18 protein-coding genes are annotated in these 18053 nt (G+C 71.2%); 8 read left to right on the top strand and 10 right to left on the bottom strand.

Translation table 11 applies throughout. The annotated features are described in order from the left end of the window. Positions 1 to 380 precede the first annotated feature (380 nt). Positions 381 to 1754, top strand: coding sequence for a DUF3987 domain-containing protein (locus ACIF6F_RS35965; protein ID WP_399957453.1), 1374 nt, complete (start codon positions 381 to 383; stop codon positions 1752 to 1754). A gap of 128 nt (positions 1755 to 1882) precedes the next feature. Here the strand turns inward: ACIF6F_RS35965 and ACIF6F_RS35960 are convergent, their stop codons facing one another. From ACIF6F_RS35960 to ACIF6F_RS35920, 9 genes are all read right to left on the bottom strand, one after another. Then, on the bottom strand, positions 1883 to 2314 hold the full coding sequence (locus ACIF6F_RS35960; RefSeq protein ID WP_399957450.1) for a hypothetical protein: 432 nt from the start codon (positions 2312 to 2314) through the stop codon (positions 1883 to 1885). Positions 2315 to 2387: 73 nt separating this feature from the next. Continuing rightward, complete coding sequence (locus tag ACIF6F_RS35955; protein ID WP_267803983.1) at positions 2388 to 2819, bottom strand: hypothetical protein; 432 nt, start codon at positions 2817 to 2819, stop codon at positions 2388 to 2390. Between the two features lie 684 nt (positions 2820 to 3503). After that, positions 3504 to 4352, bottom strand: a complete 849-nt coding sequence (locus ACIF6F_RS35950) for a helix-turn-helix domain-containing protein (protein WP_399957446.1) — start codon at positions 4350 to 4352, stop codon at positions 3504 to 3506. A gap of 26 nt (positions 4353 to 4378) precedes the next feature. Next, a complete protein-coding gene (locus tag ACIF6F_RS35945) occupies positions 4379 to 4909 on the bottom strand; it encodes a DUF6879 family protein (RefSeq protein ID WP_399957443.1) in 531 nt (176 codons plus the stop codon). Next, complete coding sequence (locus tag ACIF6F_RS35940) at positions 4884 to 5141, bottom strand: hypothetical protein (RefSeq protein WP_399957440.1); 258 nt, start codon at positions 5139 to 5141, stop codon at positions 4884 to 4886. The genes ACIF6F_RS35945 and ACIF6F_RS35940 overlap by 26 nt, the downstream gene beginning before the upstream one ends. A 498-nt stretch (positions 5142 to 5639) precedes the next feature. Next, entirely contained in the window at positions 5640 to 7097 is a 1458-nt protein-coding gene (locus ACIF6F_RS35935; protein ID WP_399957437.1) for an amino acid permease, read from the bottom strand. Positions 7098 to 7418: 321 nt separating this feature from the next. Then, on the bottom strand, positions 7419 to 8954 hold the full coding sequence (locus ACIF6F_RS35930; RefSeq protein ID WP_399957434.1) for an APC family permease: 1536 nt from the start codon (positions 8952 to 8954) through the stop codon (positions 7419 to 7421). Between the two features lie 179 nt (positions 8955 to 9133). Next, positions 9134 to 10078, bottom strand: coding sequence for a hypothetical protein (locus tag ACIF6F_RS35925; RefSeq protein WP_399957431.1), 945 nt, complete (start codon positions 10076 to 10078; stop codon positions 9134 to 9136). Positions 10079 to 10417: 339 nt separating this feature from the next. Further along, a complete protein-coding gene (locus tag ACIF6F_RS35920; RefSeq protein WP_399957428.1) occupies positions 10418 to 12073 on the bottom strand; it encodes an FAD-binding dehydrogenase in 1656 nt (551 codons plus the stop codon). A gap of 56 nt (positions 12074 to 12129) precedes the next feature. Between ACIF6F_RS35920 and ACIF6F_RS35915 the strand changes: the two genes are divergently transcribed. The 7 genes from ACIF6F_RS35915 (at position 12130) to ACIF6F_RS35885 (ending at position 17386) form a co-directional block, all read left to right on the top strand. Beyond that, a complete protein-coding gene (locus ACIF6F_RS35915; protein WP_399957425.1) occupies positions 12130 to 12663 on the top strand; it encodes an NUDIX domain-containing protein in 534 nt (177 codons plus the stop codon). A 9-nt stretch (positions 12664 to 12672) separates the two neighbouring features. Further along, positions 12673 to 13071, top strand: a complete 399-nt coding sequence (locus tag ACIF6F_RS35910; protein WP_399957422.1) for a YidH family protein — start codon at positions 12673 to 12675, stop codon at positions 13069 to 13071. Continuing rightward, entirely contained in the window at positions 13068 to 13475 is a 408-nt protein-coding gene (locus ACIF6F_RS35905; protein WP_399957419.1) for a DUF202 domain-containing protein, read from the top strand. The genes ACIF6F_RS35910 and ACIF6F_RS35905 overlap by 4 nt, the downstream gene beginning before the upstream one ends. 154 nt (positions 13476 to 13629) lie before the next feature. Further along, positions 13630 to 13926: a hypothetical protein gene (locus tag ACIF6F_RS35900; protein WP_399957416.1), complete on the top strand. Its 297-nt coding sequence runs from the start codon at positions 13630 to 13632 to the stop codon at positions 13924 to 13926. 93 nt (positions 13927 to 14019) lie between these two features. Next, entirely contained in the window at positions 14020 to 14940 is a 921-nt protein-coding gene (locus ACIF6F_RS35895) for an MBL fold metallo-hydrolase (RefSeq protein WP_399957413.1), read from the top strand. Positions 14941 to 15124: 184 nt separating this feature from the next. Further along, complete coding sequence (locus ACIF6F_RS35890) at positions 15125 to 16147, top strand: phosphotransferase family protein (RefSeq protein ID WP_399957410.1); 1023 nt, start codon at positions 15125 to 15127, stop codon at positions 16145 to 16147. A gap of 6 nt (positions 16148 to 16153) precedes the next feature. After that, positions 16154 to 17386: an acyl-CoA dehydrogenase family protein gene (locus ACIF6F_RS35885; protein WP_399957407.1), complete on the top strand. Its 1233-nt coding sequence runs from the start codon at positions 16154 to 16156 to the stop codon at positions 17384 to 17386. A 15-nt stretch (positions 17387 to 17401) separates the two neighbouring features. Here the strand turns inward: ACIF6F_RS35885 and ACIF6F_RS35880 are convergent, their stop codons facing one another. Beyond that, positions 17402 to 17995: a TetR/AcrR family transcriptional regulator gene (locus ACIF6F_RS35880; RefSeq protein WP_399957404.1), complete on the bottom strand. Its 594-nt coding sequence runs from the start codon at positions 17993 to 17995 to the stop codon at positions 17402 to 17404. Between the last annotated feature and the right edge of the window lie 58 nt (positions 17996 to 18053).

Below are 18053 nucleotides of genomic sequence, written 5' to 3'. Positions count from 1 at the left end.
GTGACGGCCGCTGACTGCGGCCGTCACCCCGGCCCCCGTGACCTGAGCGTGTGGAAGAGCGCCAAGGCGTACGGGGCCGAATCGAAGCCATCCCAGGGCGACTGCACGCCCGGTTCCTGGATCACCTGGACCACGCCCAAGGGCAGGCAGCGTACGGGGATCGTGAGCAACGACCCCGCCACGGTGGCCACCGTGAGAAGACATGTCCCGATGGACAAGGTGTCCCGCTGTACCGCCGTGATCATCCCGGCGGACGGGGGCGACGTGCTCCCACTGCTGCGCAAGACAGCCAAGGAACCGAACACCCAGACCAAAGACGGGGGCCGATGGCGGTCCGTCGTCCCTCTCAACCGAACCAACTCTCAGGAAGCGAAAGCAGCATGAGCACCCCCGTTCTCTACGGTCCGATCGGCCGAGCCGTCCGCAAGATCGCCCCGTTCCTCGAAGCTGACGCGCTCGGGGTATATGTGGCGGCCCTGTCAATGTGGTCGGCCGCCATTGGCGGAACCGTCAAGGTCTCCTCCCGGGGGTCCGCTCGCCCCCTTCTGCTGTGGTCCGCTCTGGTGGCCGGTACCGGGCGCGGGAAAGGGACCGCGCTGCGGGCAGCGCTTCACGTTTTGGACCCTTCCCTGGGGCGGTTCCTCGCCACGCACACCACATCCGGAATCACCTCCGGGGCCAGCCTCGTCCATCACCTGTGGGAGCAGCAGGAAGCGACCACTGAAACCGAACGGGGTCGGGACGTCCGGGCCCTGGTGGTGGAAGAGGAATGGACGGAGGTCTTGAAGCGAGTCAAGCGTGACCCGTCGTTCACCACCAAGCTCCGCGCTGCCTGGGACGGGGCAACTCTGCGCAACACCACCAAGGAGGAGGCCCAGGAAATCCGCGATCCCGCCATGGTCCTTCACTCCCACATCACTCCGTCCGACTGGGCCAAGTACGTAGGCGAGTCGGAAGCGGCCGGAGGGTCGTACAACCGCATCCTGCCCTTCCTGCTCGGCGCGGTCCCGATGCTGGACGACGACCGCGTGAGCCTGCCCAAGGTGGATGGACGGGAGCTGTCCGACGCTTACGGATGGGCCACGGCCCGACTCCGTGTCATCACCCTTTCCGAGGACGCCCGGCCCCTGTGGCGGATCGTAAGGCGCTACGCCCGCATCCTGGGGGAGACGCTCCCCGAAGGGCAGGCCGTGTTCATCGAACGCACCGCAGAGCAGACGCTCAGGGTCGCGGCGTGCCTCGCGGCCTCCGAGTGCTCCGAGTCCATCACGGAAGAGATGCTGTCGGGCGCCCTCACTCTGGTACGCCGTTCCGTCCAGGACGCGGTACGGATCACCAAGGGGACTGACGCCCCGAGGGCGAAGCGGCAGCCGCTCAGTCTTGCGGACAAGGTCCGGGCCCGGATCGAACTGAACGGCGGACGGGCCACCTCCTCCCAGGTCCTCCCGTACGTGGGGGCAACCGCCGAAGAGGTCAAGGCACTGCCCGGAATCGTCGTCACCGTGGAACGGTCGGGGAAGACGGGCCGACCGGCGACGGTTTTCACGCTCCGCGGTGACACTCCCGTTCACACAGAGCAGCCGAATCCTTCTCCCACCCCACAGCCGGCCAGCGCGGAGCGTGACGTGAAGCGCGCCACGGTCGTCCAGATGGACGCCTACCGTCCGACCCCGAAGCCCGTTCCAGTGGACGTGCCGGTGGAGCGGCCCGCTGCTCCGGTTTCCGATTCCAACCCGTTCCGCGCACTGCTCTGAACCACCAACAAACCAAGCAAGCCCCGGCCAAATCGGCCGGGGCTTCTTTCGTTGGTTCGACTATGCCAGTGGGTAGGACAGTTCGGGACGGGAGGCGTTTGGGAAGCAGGGCACCAAAGGCAACCGAGCTACGCACGGTAGAACGAAGGGCGCTCGGCTACCTGGTCAGGGCTGAGGCCCTCCACGGCCAGGTTGCCGGTCCACAGATGATCTCGGTGGGCGTAGGTGGACTCGAAGCTGACGCGCTTCCCACCGGGCTCCAGCTTCCAGCCCTGGTCTTGGAACTGGGCGATGCGGTCGCTGCCGCAGACGAACGAGCGGGTCGCCTGGATCAGAATCCACTGTGCAAGTTCGGCGTCTTTGGCGGCGGGCCTGCCGCAGGTGCGGGCCATCTGCCAGAGCCGGGGCCATTCGACGCCGGGGCTCAGGGGGCCGATTACGGCCACCTCTCCGATCCGCCGGTCGTCAAGGTGGTGGGTGGCGTAGCCGAAGACCGCACCGAACATCGCGAACACCGTGACCCGACTTCGTCCGGTCAGGCCCTCGTCATTGCTGCTCATCTTTGGAACCCTTGGCTGTGGCCGTCCGGGCGCCTTAGCCACGCCCGGACGGCTTCCGTTCAGTGAGAGTGGATCAGCAGCCGTCGCCGTCACCGCAGCAGGCGGGCGGGTTGCACTCCTTCGCCGCGCCCCACAGCCGGTCATCGACGTGGAACCCGGCGGCCCTGACGCGGTCCACCACGGAACCGATCAGCGGCCGGGTGCGGACGGTGGCCTTGGGCTCGTGTCCGAGGAAGAACCCGAACTGTTCCTCGCACCACGCGGCGTATGCCTGGGTGTGGAGCACGAACGAGTGCCATCCGGGGTCGACGGCGTCGGACGGGGTCATGTCGAACGCGCGGGTGTCGCCCATGACCTTGAGGAAGGCAAGGGCCTGGTCCACGATCCGCCGGGCGGTGGACAGCTCGTGCCCGTACTCCTCCGCGCAGAACTCCGACACCTTCTCGAACAGCTCGGGACTGACGAGGTCCCGCCCGTGCCGTAAGGCGACGGGAGATTCCAGCATGGTCGTCATAGTGAGATTCCCTCTCTCTTGACGGTTGGGGACTGGTTACGCGGCGGGCGGGGGCGGGAACTTCTCGCCGCCGTCCTTCTCTCCGGGGTCGGTCATCGCTGCACCTCCTCTCCGTGCGTGTGCCGGCCGAAGGCCCGCCCCCACAAGGGGCGGGAGTCAGAGAGGAGCTGCGGGCAGGCGAAGAGCTTCGGCGATCTGCTCAACGACATCGGCCGGGAGCTTGCCGAAGTCCACGTAGGCCCCTCCGTTGTGGGTCACCGTGGGCCGAAGGCTGTTCCACACGGTCTCGGGAACGCCGAGGGCAGCCAGGGCCGTGCGTATGGACTCTGAAGCGTTGTCGGCCCGGCCCCAGGAATCCCGCCACGTCTGCATTTCCATCAGTGGCCCGTCCCGTGCATCCGCAGCAGGATGTTGCAGTCAACGATCGTGCTGTTGTCCCGCTCCATCACAGCGGCCTTCCGGAGCTGGCCCAGCCGCGCGCACTCGGGGCAACCTGCCACCGGCCGGGGCGAGGGGGGTTCCTTCCGCGTAGGCAGCGTCACCGTTGGTTCATGCCACCGATTCGGTTCCGTCGTCATTACGCCGCGCCCTCCCGATCGCTTCCGAGGTCGATGGAATGACCCTAGAAAGCGGGGAAGGGAGTGGGCCACGGTCTTGCACGAGCTTGCATGCAAACTAACCGAGGGACGTGATCGCATCCGAGATCAGAGCCCGGGCGGGTGCACCGTAGACAGCGAGCTTGGACAGCTCGGAAAACGCCTTGGCGTACGTGGCAACCTCGCTGGGCGCCGTGACGTTCACTGCGGCCGTGAGTAGCTCCACGCTCGCTTGGCGGCCGTCGAAGAGATAGAAGGCTTCCAAGGGCCAGACGCGCCGCTGGGCCGTGAAAGGGATTACCCCGAGGCTCACGTTCGGAAGCGCCATGACAGCCAACAGGTAGCCGAGCTGTCCAGCCATGGCGGCAGCGTCGCCAATGCGATAGCGAAGCACCGTTTCTTCCAACAGCAGAGCGAAGCGGTGGTTGCCGTCATGGAGCACGCGAGAGCGCTCGATTCGGGATGCTGCCGCCGTCTGCGAGTCGTCAGGGGTGCCTTGAAAGGCGGCAATGGTCGAGAGCAGAGCTGCCGCGTACGCCTCGGTCTGGAGCATGCCCGGCACCACGTTCGAGCAGTACACGCGGAAGTGGCGGGTCTGCTCGTAGAGAGGGACAACCTCCTCCTGCGCCCGGCGCATGCCGTGCCGGTGCAGCTTTTGCCAGTGGACATACATCTGGTCGGCTTGGCGGTTCGCCGCGATCAGATCGTCTGTCTGATCCTCTGCTCCGCACGCTTTGCACCAGGCGCGGATGTCGGCGGCCGATGCCGGTGTCTTGGCCCGCTCAATGCGGGATGACTTCGCGGGACTCCAGCCGCACCGAAGAGCCAACTCATGCCCGGTCAACTCCGCGTCTTTGCGTAGGCCCCCGAGACGGGCGGCGATGGCTTCACGGGCGGCCTGGGCGCTGGACGAGGGGGACGCAGACATGAGTGGGCTCTTCGTTTTCCGTCAGGTCAGACCGTGAACTTCTCGTGCGGGATGCCGCGCTCCCAGACTGCCTCGAACGCAGCCGAGGCCAGCCGTGCCACAGCGGGCTCGGAACGGACCTCCCAGCCGGGCTCGGACCAGTTCCCATCACCGGAGAAGTGGTTGAAGAGCACAATCTCTCCGTCGAACACCCAGCAGTCGTTTCCGGGAAGCGCGATGTCCGACGCCTGCCGCCTGGGCAGCCAGCGAACCTGCTCCCCGGCGTGAAGGTTGACCACAGTGCCGGCGTGCTCGTACCGGATGTAATCCGTTACCGGTTCCGATACGACGCGGGCACGGCGGACGGTCACTCCTCGGGCCACGGTGCTGCGAATCAAATCAACCCAGGGCGTCCAGTAGGTGGACGCCGGGTCAATGTCGCGCTGGCCCGTACGCTTCCAGGTCTCGAAGTCCTCGGCCTCATCACCCACGCCGTACGAGTCGCGCAGCTCCAGGTGCACAGCCGAGTGCTTGGCTGCGGCCAGCAGCTCGTTAAAGCCCGGCTCGTTCTGCGACATCGCACGCCTCCCTGAGCATCGGCACCATACGGGCCGGAATCCGAATCACGGCTTCGTGCGGCGGGATGCCCGGAGCGTGCCCGGGAACCTCGAACGCTGCACACTCTGCCTCAAGCTTCTCGTCTGGCTTCCAGCCCTGAAGCACCAGCTCCCCCTTCTCCTCGTCCACCCATACGGTGGGGGAACCCTGCTGCCCGGTGTCTGGATCAATCCCGATGAACCGTAGTGCCATGACTGCCTCCGGTGTCGAGTGGCTTACGCCAACTTGCACGAGCTTCGTCCTGAGGGCGTGGCAACGTCAAGGTTGACGAGCGCGTGCACGGCCGGTGTAGAGCGGTTCTCAGCCAGCCTGGAGGCCCTGCTGTGTGAAGGAGCGGACCGGGATGGTCACGTGACCAACGCATGACCAACAGCGGCCCGAAACAGGCAGAAACAGCAGGTGAGAGTGACCAACCGTGGCAGGCCCTGGACGGCCTCCACGGGGGCATTTATGCAGGTCAGCTCACTAAGAAGCTGGTGCCCGAGTGGAGAGTTCAAGTCCCCCCTCGGACACAGATGAGGACCCCAGTCGATGCGGCTGGGGTCCTCGCCGTTGTCCCGGTGGCGGGCGCGGTCACGTGTGACATTGCGATGTCACCTGTGACCGGAGGCCCGCGGGGAGGAACGGCAAGGGCCCCGTGGGCCGGGAGTGTCCCGGACCGCGGGGCCCTTCGGCATCGCGGGGGCCGTGTCAGCCGTTGCGCGTCGCGGTGTCCGAGCCGGCGGCGATGGCGGCCACGCGGCGGCGGACGAGGTACCAGCCGCCGACCAGGGCGGCGCCGATCAGGGGCAGGAACATCACCGTCTGGCGGCCCACTCCCCCGTCGCTCCACATCAGCACCAGCACGGTGGCGAGGAAGACCAGCGTGACGATCTGCGTGTACGGGGCCCAGGGCAGCCGGTAGCCGGGGCGCGTGACCAGACCGGCCCGGGAGCGGCGCCAGAACAGCAGCGAGCAGATCATGACCATGCCCCAGGTGCCCAGGATGCCGATCGAGGCGAGGTTCAGCACGATCTCGAAGGCGTCTGAGGGCACGAAGTAGTTGAGGGCCACGCCGGCGACGCCGAAGGCGGCGGTGAACAGCACGCCGCCGTAGGGGACCTTGCCCTTGTTCATGCGGGCGGTGAACCGCGGCGCGGAGCCGGACATCGCCATGGAGCGCAGGATGCGGCCGGTGGAGTAGAGGCCGGAGTTCAGGGAGGAGAGCGCGGCGGTCAGCACGACGAGGTTCATGATGCCCGCGGTGCCGGGGACGCCGAGCTTGTCGAAGACGGTGACGAACGGGCTCTGGTCGCCGGAGTAGGCGGTGTACGGCAGCAGCAGGGCGAGCAGGACGACCGAGCCGACGTAGAAGACGCCGACGCGCCACATGATCGAGTTGATCGCCTTCGGCATGATCTTCTCGGGGTTCTCGGTCTCGCCGGCGGCGACGCCGCACAGCTCGACGGAGGCGTACGCGAAGACGACGCCCTGGACGACGAGCAGCATCGGCAGCACGCCGGAGGGGAAGAGGCCGCCGTTGTCGGTGATGCTGGACAGGCCCGGGGTGTGGCCGTCGATGGGGTGGCTGGTGGCGACGAGGTAGATGCCCACCAGCATGAAGGCGACGAGGGCGGCGACCTTGACGATCGAGAACCAGAACTCCATCTCGCCGAACCAGCGGACGGAGATCAGGTTGGCGGCCAGCACCACCGAGAGGGCGATCAGCGCGAGGATCCACTGGGGGACGTCGCTGAACATGGCCCAGAAGTGGGCGTAGGTGGCGGCGGCGGTGATGTCGGCCACGGTGGTGGTCGACCAGTTGAGGAAGTACAGCCAGCCGGCGGTGTACGCGCCCTTCTCGCCCATGAACTCACGGGCGTAGGAGACGAAGGCACCCGAGGAGGGGCGGTAGAGGACCAGCTCGCCGAGGGCCCGTACGACGAAGAAGGCGAACACGCCGCAGACCGCGTACGCGATGGCGAGCGAGGGGCCGGCTCCGGCGAGGCGGCCGCCCGCGCCGAGGAAGAGGCCGGTGCCTATCGCTCCGCCGATCGCGATCATGTTGATGTGGCGGGACTTCAGGTCCTTGCTGTAGCCCTCGTCACCGGCGTCGACGTGCGGGGTCGCCGCGGTCGTCTGGGCCGCGGTCAGGGTGCGGTCACTCATGTATGACTTCGCCTTCGTGGATGGGACAGGCAGGTCCGGGCGGCACGGAGGCGGTCTGTTGTGGTCCGCCCGCGGTGCCGGAGGTCCGCCGGTCCGACGGTCGCTCCGCACCTCCGGGGATCGCCCCGTCGGTGACCCGGGCGCCCGGACTCGGGCCTGCGGGCGCGGTCCTGGGCATGGGTACAACGGCCACAAGGAGACCATGAGCTACTGGATCAGCCAAAACCGGGCGGACCGCTGCTGCGGTCCGCCCGGTTCGGTGGGGTGTGGCGCGGTATTGGCGGCGCGCCGGGTGACGTGTGACGTGGTACGCGGCGGGGGTCAGTCGCGTGCGGCCGCCTGGTCGAGGCGGAAGGCCTCGTTGCCGAGGCCGATGCGGGCGTGCGCCTCGGGGTTGCGGGAGCGCATGACCGCGCCGTGGAGCAGGCCGAGGCCGGCGGCGGCGCCGATCAGGCCGGGCAGGATCCAGCTCAGCGCGGAGCCGGGGCCGGCGCCAACGAGGACGCCGAAGTCCTTGACGGTGTAGACGGCGATGCCGAGCAGGGCGAGTCCGGCGAGGCCCGCCGCGGCCAGGCGCCAGACCTGGGCGCCGGCGGCGCCGCGCCGTACGAAGAAGGCGATGACGGCGAAGGAGGCGGTGGCCATCAGCACGGTGACGCCGAAGGCTCCGACGCTGCCCATCCAGGTGAACAGGTGCAGGACCGGGGTGGTGGGGTCGCCCGCCGGCTTGTCGTCGGTGAGGGCGAAGGCGGCCACGACGAGCACGGAGACGACGGTCTGGAGCAGCGAACCGGTGGCCGGGGCGCCGCTGGTGGGGCTGGTGCGGCCGAAGGCGGAGGGGAGCAGGCCCTCGCGGCCCATGGCGAACGCGTAACGGGCGACCACGTTGTGGAAGCTGAGCATGGCGGCGAACATGCCCGTGACGAAGAGCACGTGCAGCACGTCGGTGAAGGCGGTGCCGAGGCGGGCGCCGGTGAGCTCGAAGAGCAGGCCGGGGCCGGCCTTCAAGGAGGTGTCCACGACGGCGGCGGGTCCGGTGGCCACGGTGAGGGCCCAGGCGCTGAGGGCGAAGAAGAGGGCGACGAAGCCGACCGCGAGGAACATCACGCGGGAGACGACGATGTGCGGACGGCTGGTCTCCTCGGCGTAGACCGGGGACTGCTCGAAGCCGACGAAGGCGGCGATGCAGAAGCACAGGGCGGTGCCCAGGCCGGCGCCGCCGAGGGTGGCGGGGTCGAAGGCGGCGAGCGAGCGGCCCTCCGGGCCCGGCTCGACGAGGGCGGCGACGTCGAAGATCACGACGAGGGCGCACTCGACGAGCAGCAGCACGCCGAGGACCCGGGCGTTGAGGTCGATCTTGAGCCAGCCCAGCGCGCCGGTCACGGCGACGCCGGCCAGGGCGGGGATCCACCAGGCGATCTGCACGTCGAGGTAGGTGGCGAAGAGGCCGGAGACCTCGAAGCCGAGGATGCCGTAGACGCCGACCTGCATGGCGCTGTACGCGATGAGGGCGACCAGGGAGGCGCCGGCGCCCGCGGTGGGGCCGAGGCCGCGGGCGATGTAGGCGTAGAAGGCGCCCGCGTTGTGGACGTGCCGGCTCATCTCGGCGTAGCCGATGCTGAAGAGCGCCAGGACGAGGCCCAGGATCACGAAGAGCAGGGGCTGTCCGACGATGCCCATCACGCCGAACGTGGTGGGCATCACGCCGGCGACGACCATGAGGGGCGCGCTGGCGGCGAGTACGGAGAGCAGGAGGCCCGCGGTGCCGAGCCGGTCGGCGCGCAGCGCGCGGTCCTGGCCCTTGTACGTGCGTATCTCGGCCGTGCCGGGGAGCGTGCTGGAACTGCCCGTCGCCATGGCGGGTGGTCCTTTCCGAACGGGGGTGGGGTCGGGCTGGGGATGGTCCCGACGGTGGTGCGGCGTGGTGCGGCGTGCTGCGTTGCGGAGGGGTGGAGCGGGGGTGGGGCGTGGAGCGGGGTGGTGCCTGGTGGGGCAGGTGGTGCGGCGTGGTGACGGGGTGCGCGGTGGTGCCGGGTTCAGGCCGAGCCGAGGGCCGCGCTGCGGGCGGCCAGGAAGGCCTGGTGCGGGTCGAGGTCGGGGTACGACCAGGGGGCGGGGGTGGCGTGCCGGCCGATCCGGTGGAACAGGGCGGCGGCCTCGGCCGGGCGGCCCTCGCAGAGTTTGGCGTGGGCGAGGAAGTTGAGGTCGATGCGGTTGCGCGGGTGGTCCTCGCGCTCCCACTCCAGCCACCAGTCGAAGGCCGAGCGCAGCACCTGGCGGGCGCGGCGGCCCGACCAGTGGTCGGCGGCTCCGGGGGCGTGCCCCTCGGCGGCCAGCACGCGGTAGCGCTCGGCGTGGGCGATGACCGGCAGCACGGCGAGCGGGGAGTCGGCCGGTGACTCCTCGGCGGCCCAGGCGGCGAAGTCGTACACCTCGTGGAGCGGGTCGGGGCCGGCGGCGGGCGCGTGCTCGGCGAGCCGGGCGACCATCAGGTGGTGGGCGTGGTGGTGCTCGCGGTGCCGGGCGCGGACCTGGTCGAAGGTGCGGGTGAACTCCTCGGCCGGGCCGAAGGCACGGGCCAGGAGCAGGAGTCCGAGCCAGGGCGTGGGGTCGGCGGGTTCGCGGGCCGCGGCGGCGCGGCAGGCTTGTTCCGCCTTCTCGGGCGAACCCTTTCCGCGCAGGGCCGCGAAGACCTGGGCGCAGGCGAGGAGGGTCGCGGCGTCAGGGCTCTCGGGTTCGGCGAGGAGCCATTCGCGGGACCAGGCCACGGCGGCGGGGGTTTCGGCGAGGACGACCACGCGGTGGCCGCGGCGGTCCCAGTCGTCGCCGGTGGCGACCAGCAGGGCACGCGCCTTGACCCAGCGCCCCTGGGTGAACTGGCCGCGTACGTCGACGAGTTCGGTGTCGCAGAGCGCGGGGTCGAAGAACTGGTCGTCCTTCTTGCGGGGGCGGCCGAAGGGCGGCGGCGGAGGCGGTGACATCCGCGGACTTCCCTCCAGGCACACGGTCATCGGTGTCAACTACGGTCTACGAGCGAATGATCACGCACAGCAAAGCGGTAGGGGTTGCTCCGAGTCAAGGTCCAGTCCACTACGTGGCGCGTTTCAACTGGTCCGGAATGCAGCGTAGTTGGCTGGAGAGGTCGCCCCGGCGGCGGGGGTGCCGGCCGGGTTGCGCTGCGGCGGTGGGCACGTACGAGGGACTCCCGCCCCTCCTGCCGGGCTGCCCGGGGCCGCCTCGCGACCGGTCGGCCTCCGCGGTGCCCGGCGGCGCGAAGACGACCACGCCCGGCACGATGCCCGTCGCCGGCCGGTGCCGGGTCAGCCGGTGGCCGCCGCGGCCGCGCGGCCCGCCGTACGGCCGGAGAACAGGCAGCCGCCGAGGAAGGTGCCCTCCAGGGCGCGGTAGCCGTGCACGCCCCCGCCGCCGAAGCCGGCGGCCTCGCCGGCGGCGTACACGCCGGGCAGCGGCTCGCCGCCCTCGGCGAGGACCCGGGAGGAGAGGTCGGTCTCCAGCCCGCCGAGGGACTTGCGGGTGAGGATGTTCAGCCGTACGGCGATCAGCGGGCCGGCCTTGGGGTCGAGGATGCGGTGCGGCGCGGCGGTGCGGATCAGCTTGTCGCCGAGGTACCTGCGGGCCCCGTGGATGGCGGTGACCTGGAGGTCCTTGGTGAACGGGTTGGTGATCTCGCGGTCGCGGGCGACGATCTCGCGGCGCAGCGCCTCCTCGTCGATGAGCGGCTTCTCGGTGAGCGCGTTCATGCCGCGGACCAGGGCGGACAGGTCGCGCTCGACGACGAAGTCGACGCCGTGGTCCATGAAGGCCCTGACCGGTCCGGGCACCGCCTGCCGGGCGCGGTTGATCACGTCGCGGACCGACCGGCCGGTGAGGTCCGGGTTCTGCTCGGAGCCGGAGAGCGCGAACTCCTTGCCGATGATGCGCTGGTCGAGCACGAACCAGGTGTGGTCGTGGCCGGTGCGCATGATGTGTTCGAGCGTGCCGAGGGTGTCGAAGCCGGGGAAGAGCGGTACGGGCAGCCGCTTGCCGGTGGCGTCGAGCCAGAGGCTGGACGGGCCTGGCAGGATGCGGATGCCGTGCCGGGGCCAGATGGGGTCCCAGTTCTCGATGCCCTCGGTGTAGTGCCACATGCGGTCCTTGTTGATGTGGCGCGCGCCCGCCCGTTCGGTGATGCCGAGCATCAGGCCGTCGACGTGCGCGGGCACGCCGGAGAGGAGCTTGGCGGGCGGGGTGCCGAGGCGGGCCGGCCACTGGGCGCGGACCAGGTCGTGGTTGCCTCCGATGCCTCCGGAGGTGACGATCACGGCCTGGGCGCGGAGTTCGAAGGCGCCGGTGACCTCGCGGCTGCTGGACTGGCCGCGGGCGACCGTGGAGGGTTCGAGGACCTCTCCGGTGACGGTGTCCACGGCGCCGGCGCTGCGGCCGAGGCCGGTGACCCGGTGCCGGAACCGCAGCTCGACCAGGCCCCGGGCCACGCCGGCGCGGACCCGCCGCTCGAAGGGCTCGACCAGGCCGGGGCCGGTGCCCCAGGTGATGTGGAAGCGGGGCACGGAGTTGCCGTGGCCGGTGGCGTCGTAGCCGCCGCGCTCTGCCCAGCCGACGACGGGGAAGAAGCGCACGCCCTGGGCGTGCAGCCAGGACCGCTTCTCGCCGGCGGCGAAGTCGACGTAGGCCTCGGCCCAGCGGCGGGGCCAGTGGTCCTCGGGCCGGTCGAAGCCGGCTGTGCCGAGCCAGTCCTGGAGGGCCAGGGCGTGGCTGTCCTTGATGCGCATGCGCCGCTGTTCCGGCGAGTCGACGAAGAACAGGCCGCCGAAGGACCAGTGGGCCTGGCCGCCGAGGGACTGCTCGGGCTCCTGGTCGAGCAGGATCACCTTCCTGCCCGCGTCCACCAGCTCGGCGGTGGCCGCGAGGCCCGCGAGTCCGGCTCCGATAACGATCACGTCTGCGTCGTACGCCATGGCCAGATCTTGGCTACGCGGCGGTAACCCGTCAACAGCGGTGCTTGGATGAATCCATGAGCGCTTCCGAGGAGATCCTGGACATCGTGGACGAGAACGACCGGGTGGTGGGGCGGGCCACCCGGGGCGAGATGTACGAGCGGGGGCTGCGGCACCGCTGCGTGTTCGTCCAGGCCCGCGACGCCGAGGGGCGGATCTTCGTGCACCGGCGGACCGCCACGAAGCTGGTGTTCCCCTCGCTGTACGACATGTTCGTGGGAGGCGTGGTGGGCGCGGGCGAGGGCTACGCCGAGGCGGCGCTGCGGGAGGCCGAGGAGGAGCTGGGGGTGTCGGGGCTGCCGCAGCCGGTGCCGCTGTTCAAGTTCCTGTACGAGGACCCGGCGAGCGGGCAGTCCTGGTGGTCGTACGTGCACGAGGTGCGGTGTGACATGGCGGTCGATCCACAGGCGGAGGAGGTGGCCTGGCACGCCTTCCTCGACGAGGCCGAGCTGGAGCGGCGGCTCGACGGCTGGGCGTGGGTGCCGGACGGGCTCGACGCGTACCGGCGGCTGAGGGCCTTCCGGGCGGGGCGCGGGGAGGGGCCGCAGTAGATTGCCCGGGTGATCGACTTCCTGAAGGACGTGCGCCTCTGGTTCTCGCCCGAGCTGCTCCGCGACGAGGGCGGCACCCCGGACTACCGGTTCTCGCTGGCCAACGAGCGGACCTTCCTGGCCTGGGTGCGGACCGCGCTGGCGCTGGTGGGCGGCGGGTTCGCGGTGGACCAGTTCCTGCCGGACCTGCGGTGGGGCGTGCGCGTCGGGATCGCGGTCGCGCTGCTGGTGGTGGGCGCGGCCTGTGCGCTGCGGGCGGTCAACCACTGGATGCGGTGCGAGCGCGCGATGCGGCGGGGCGAGGACCTGCCGCTGTCCCGCTTCCCGGTGGTGCTGACGCTGGGGGTGGCGCTGGTCGCGCTGGTGATGATCGTGGTCGTCCTGCTCGGCTGGACGGCGGGGAAGTGACCGGGGCGCCGGCAGCGGCCGGGGCCGGCGGGGCACGGAGAGCGGGCGGGCCCCGGGGAGCCGGCGGGGCCGGGCCGCCGGCGGACGACGGGACGACGGCGCGGGATCCGGGGCTCCAGCCGGAGCGGACCCGGCTGGCGTGGCGGCGCACCACGCTGACCTGCACGGTGGTGGCGGTGCTGGCGCTCAAGCAGGCGCTGCGGAGCTCCGGTTCGCCGCTCACGGTGGCGGGGACCGCGCTGATCACGCTGGTCTGGGCGGGGTTCCTGGTGGTGGCGCACCGCCGCATCCGGGCGCTCGCCGCGCCCCGGCCGGCGCTGCTGCCGGTGCACCACGCGCTCGCCGCCGGGCTGGGCATCGCGGTGCTGGCGGGCTTCGCGGTGGTGGTGGTCCTCGCGGCCTGAGCGGGCGCGCCGCGGCACGGCGGGCGATGCGGTCGGCCCCTGCGGCCGGCCGGTGCCGTCGGCCGCCGCGGTCTGTTCGTGTGATGGTCGCGCTTGTCCCGCGGCACGCCGGCCCGTCAGGACATACCGGGGCAGTACGGACTAGCCTCGACCCATGACCACCCTGCACCAAGAGCACGGCACCCACGAGCACGCCCACGGGCCGGACTGCGGTCACGCCGAGGTCCCGCACGGCGACCACGTCGACTACGCCCACGACGGCCACCTGCACCGCGAGCACTCGGGCCACTGGGACGAGTGCGAGACGACCTCGCACGTCGCGCACGACGCCCACGAGCACGCCCACGGCGAGGGCTGCGGGCATCCGGCCGTCGAACACGGCGACCACCTGGACTACCTGCACGACGGACACCGGCACGCCGCGCACGACGGGCACTGGGACGACCACTGACCGACCCCGGGGGCCCACGCAGGGGCCCCCTCCCCCGGGGCGTGGGGCGGCTGGCAGGATGCTGCCGCCCGCACCACGACCCGGGGAGCCGTGATGACCGCAGGAACGACCGTCGAAGAGCCCTACACCGTCGAGTTGACGCCCGAGGTGTACGCCTACGTCCAGCCCGACGGGGGCTGGTGCCTGAGCAACGCGGGGTTCGTCAGCGACGGCGGACGGACCCTGCTGGTGGACACGGCCTCCACCCGGCGGCGGGCGCTGTGGCTGCGGGAGGCCGTCGAGGCGGCCGGCGCGCCGGTGCCCTCGCTCATCGTGAACACCCATCACCACGGCGACCACACCTACGGCAACTGCGTGTTCCCCGAGGCGACCGTGGTGGCGCACGACAACAGCCGGCGGGAGCAGCTCGACGCCGGCCACCAGCTGCACCTGATCTGGCCCCGGACGGACTTCGGGGAGATCAGCATCGCCGCGCCCACGCTCACGTACCACGACAGTGTGACGTTGCACATCGGGGAGACCGAGGTACGGGTGCTGCACCCGGGCGTCGCGCACACGACGGGCGACTCCGTGGTCTGGCTGCCGCACCGGCGGGTGGTGTTCACCGGCGACCTGGTCTTCGCCGGCGGCACCCCGTTCATCCCGTTCGGCTCGCTGTCCGGCTCGCTCCGCGCCCTGGACCTGCTGCGCTCCCTGGACGCGCGGACCGTCGTACCGGGGCACGGGCCGCTCACCGACGCCTCGGCATACGACGCGACCGAGCGGTACCTGCGGTTCGTCGGGACGCTGGCGGAGGAGGGCCGGGCCAAGGGGATCACCCCGCTGGAGGCGGCCCGCCAGGCCGACCTCGGGGAGTTCGGGCAGTGGCGGGAGCCCGAGCGGCTCGTGGCCAACCTGCACCGGGCGTACGCCGAACTGGCCGGCGCGCCGGGCGGCTCGCGGCTGGACCTGGTCGCCCTGCTGACGGACATGACCGAGATGAACGGCGGGGTGCCGGTCGCCTGTCACGCATGACGCCGGTCCGGGGCCCCGCCGCGCAGGGGCCCCGGACCGTACGGCCGCCCGGCCGGGGCAGCCGCACGGTCCCTCCGGAGCGGAGGGATCCGGCCACCCCCCTGGACGGCATACCGACTGGTCGGCATGATGGGCGGGGCAGCGGCGGCAACGATCCGCCCCCCTCCCGACGGAAGGTGCGCCCATGACCCCAGCCGGCCCCCGGGGCCTCGACCTGGCACGGCTCCGCGAGCGGCTCGACCGCGAGCGGCCGCCGCTCACCGCCGGCCCCCTCACCGGCCGGCTGATCGAGGGCGGCCGCTCGAACCTCACCTACGAGGTCACCGACGGCCACACCCGCTGGGTGGTCCGCCGCCCGCCGCTCGGACACGTCCTGGCCACCGCGCACGACATGTCCCGCGAACACCGGGTGATCCGCGCCCTGCACGGCACCCGGGTGCCCGTGCCCGCGCCGGTACTGCTCTGCGAGGACGAGGACGTCATCGGGGCGCCGTTCTACGTCATGGAGTACGTGGACGGCACCCCGTACCGGACCGCCGCACAGCTCGCCCCGCTCGGCCCCGGGCGCACCCGGGACGTGGTGCTGCGGCTCGTGGACACCCTGGCCGACCTGCACCGGGTGGACCCCGACGAGGTGGGACTGGGCGACTTCGGCCGGCCCGAGGGCTTCCTCGACCGGCAGCTGCGCCGCTGGGCCAAGCAGCTCGCCGCCTCCGGCAGCCGCGAACTGGCCGGCATCGACGAGCTCCAGGCCACCCTGGCCCGCCGGCTGCCCGCCTCCCCCGCACCGACGGTGGTGCACGGCGACTACCGCCTCGACAACGTGCTCGTCGACGACGGGGACCGGATCGCGGCCGTGCTGGACTGGGAGATGTCCACGCTCGGCGACCCCCTCACCGACCTCGGGCTGCTCGTGATGTACAGCTCCGACCTGGGCCTGGACGACTCCCCGGTGAGCACCACCAGCGGCGCCCCCGGCCACCCCTCCCCCGCCGAGCTGGTCGAGCGGTACGCCGCCCGGTCGGGCCGGGACACCTCGGGGATCGCCTGGTACACGGCCTTCGCCTGGTTCAAGCTGGCCGTGATCCTGGAGGGCATCCACTACCGCTACACGCTCGGCCAGACGGTCGGCGCGGGCTTCGAGCAGATCGGCGCCCTGGTTCCCGTGTTCATCGAGCACGGCCTGACGACCCTTCAGGAAGGCTGACCCGCAATGGACTTCGCATACGACGCGCGCACCGAGGAGCTGCGGGAGCGGCTGCTGGCCTTCATGGACGCGTACGTGTACCCGGCCGAGACGGTCGCGGAGGAGCAGCGCGCCGGCCTCGCCTCCCCGTGGGACACGCCCCCGGTGGTGGCCGAACTCAAGGCGGAGGCACGGCGGCAGGGACTCTGGAACCTCTTCTTCGTGGACGAGCACGGCGCCCCGGGCGAGGGCCGCGGCGCGGGCCTGACCAACCTCCAGTACGCCCCGCTGGCCGAAATCACCGGCCGGAGCCCGCAGTTGGCACCCACCGCCCTCAACTGCGCGGCCCCGGACACCGGGAACATGGAGCTGCTGGCCCAGTTCGGGTCCGAGGAGCAGCAGAAGCGGTGGCTGGAGCCGCTGCTGGCCGGCGAGATCCGCTCGGCCTTCGCGATGACGGAGCCGGAGGTGGCCTCGTCCGACGCGACGAACATCGAGACCCGGATCGAGCGCGACGGTGACGAGTACGTGGTCACCGGGCGGAAGTGGTACATCTCGGGGGCGATGAACCCGGACTGCCGGGTGTTCATCGTGATGGGCAAGACCGACCCCGACGGCCCGGACGTGCGCCGCCAGCAGTCGATGCTCCTGGTGCCCCGGGACACGCCCGGCGTCGAGGTCCGGCGCGCCATGAAGGTGTACGGGTACGAGGACCACTCCCACGGGGGCCACGCGGAGGTGCTGTTCCACGGGGCGCGGGTGCCCGTGGACCACCTGGTGGGCGAGGAGGGCGGCGGCTTCGCCATCGCCCAGGCGCGGCTGGGGCCGGGCCGGATCCACCACTGCATGCGGCTGATCGGCATGGCGGAGCGGGCGATCGAGCTGATGTGCCGGCGGGCGGTCGCGCGGACCGCGTTCGGCAAGCCGCTGGCCGCGCAGGGCGTCGTACAGAACTGGATCGCGGACGCCCGGGTGACCGTGGAGCAGCTGCGGCTGCTGGTGCTGAAGACGGCCTGGCTGATGGACACCGTGGGCAACCGCGGGGCGCACACCGAGATCCAGGCCATCAAGATCGCCACCCCGCGGGCGGTGGTGGGGATCCTCGACCAGGCCGTCCAGCTGCACGGCGCGGGCGGGGTGAGCCAGGACCAGCCGCTGGCCGAACTCTGGGCGGCGGCGCGGACGTTGCGGCTGGCGGACGGCCCGGACGAGGTGCACCAGCGGTCGCTGGCGCGGCGGGAGCTGAAGCGGTACCTCTGACGGGACGGGTCGCCCTTACGGGCGCAGGGCGCGCAGCAGGAGGTCGGCCAGGTGGTCGGCGACCTGCTGCGGGCTCAGCGGGCCGTCGGCGCGGTACCAGGTGGACAGGTGGTGGACGGAGCCGAAGTGGTAGTCCACCACCAGGTCGGCCGGGGTGGCGGTGGAGAACACCCCGGTCTTCTGCCCCTCTTCGATCAGGGCGCGGAACCTCTCGTGGTAGTGCCGGCGGGCGGCGCGCACCTGCTTGCTCTTCTCCGGGCTGAGCTGGTGCATCGACCGGAAGAAGATCATCGCGTCGTCGAGGTTCTCGATGGTGGTGACGACGACGTCGGCCGCCGCGGTGCGCAGCCGCTCCTCGACCGGGGCGTCGGATCCGGCCACGGCGTCGAGGCGCTCCTGCTGGAGGCGGAGCATGCGCGCGTACACCTCGTGCAGCAGGTCGTCCTTGGAGCCGAAGTAGTGGTACAGCGCGCCCTTGGTGACGCCGGCGGCCTCGACGATCTCCTGGACGGAGGTCCGGTCGTAGCCGCGGTCGGCGAACAGCCGGGTGGCGGCGGCGAGCAGCCGCTGGGGAACGGGGGTGTCCTCCGTGTCCGTGGACCTGGCCATGACCGCCACCTGCCTTCGTGTGCGCGTGCGTGAACGACTGCCGGACGAGTGTGCCGGG

The sequence above is a fragment of the Streptomyces sp. NPDC086023 genome, from assembly GCF_044540325.1.
In the GTDB taxonomy this organism is placed as follows: Bacteria; Actinomycetota; Actinomycetes; order Streptomycetales; family Streptomycetaceae; genus Streptomyces.
Note: the sequence above shows the minus strand (reverse complement) of the source record. Positions and strands in the feature narration are given on the sequence as shown.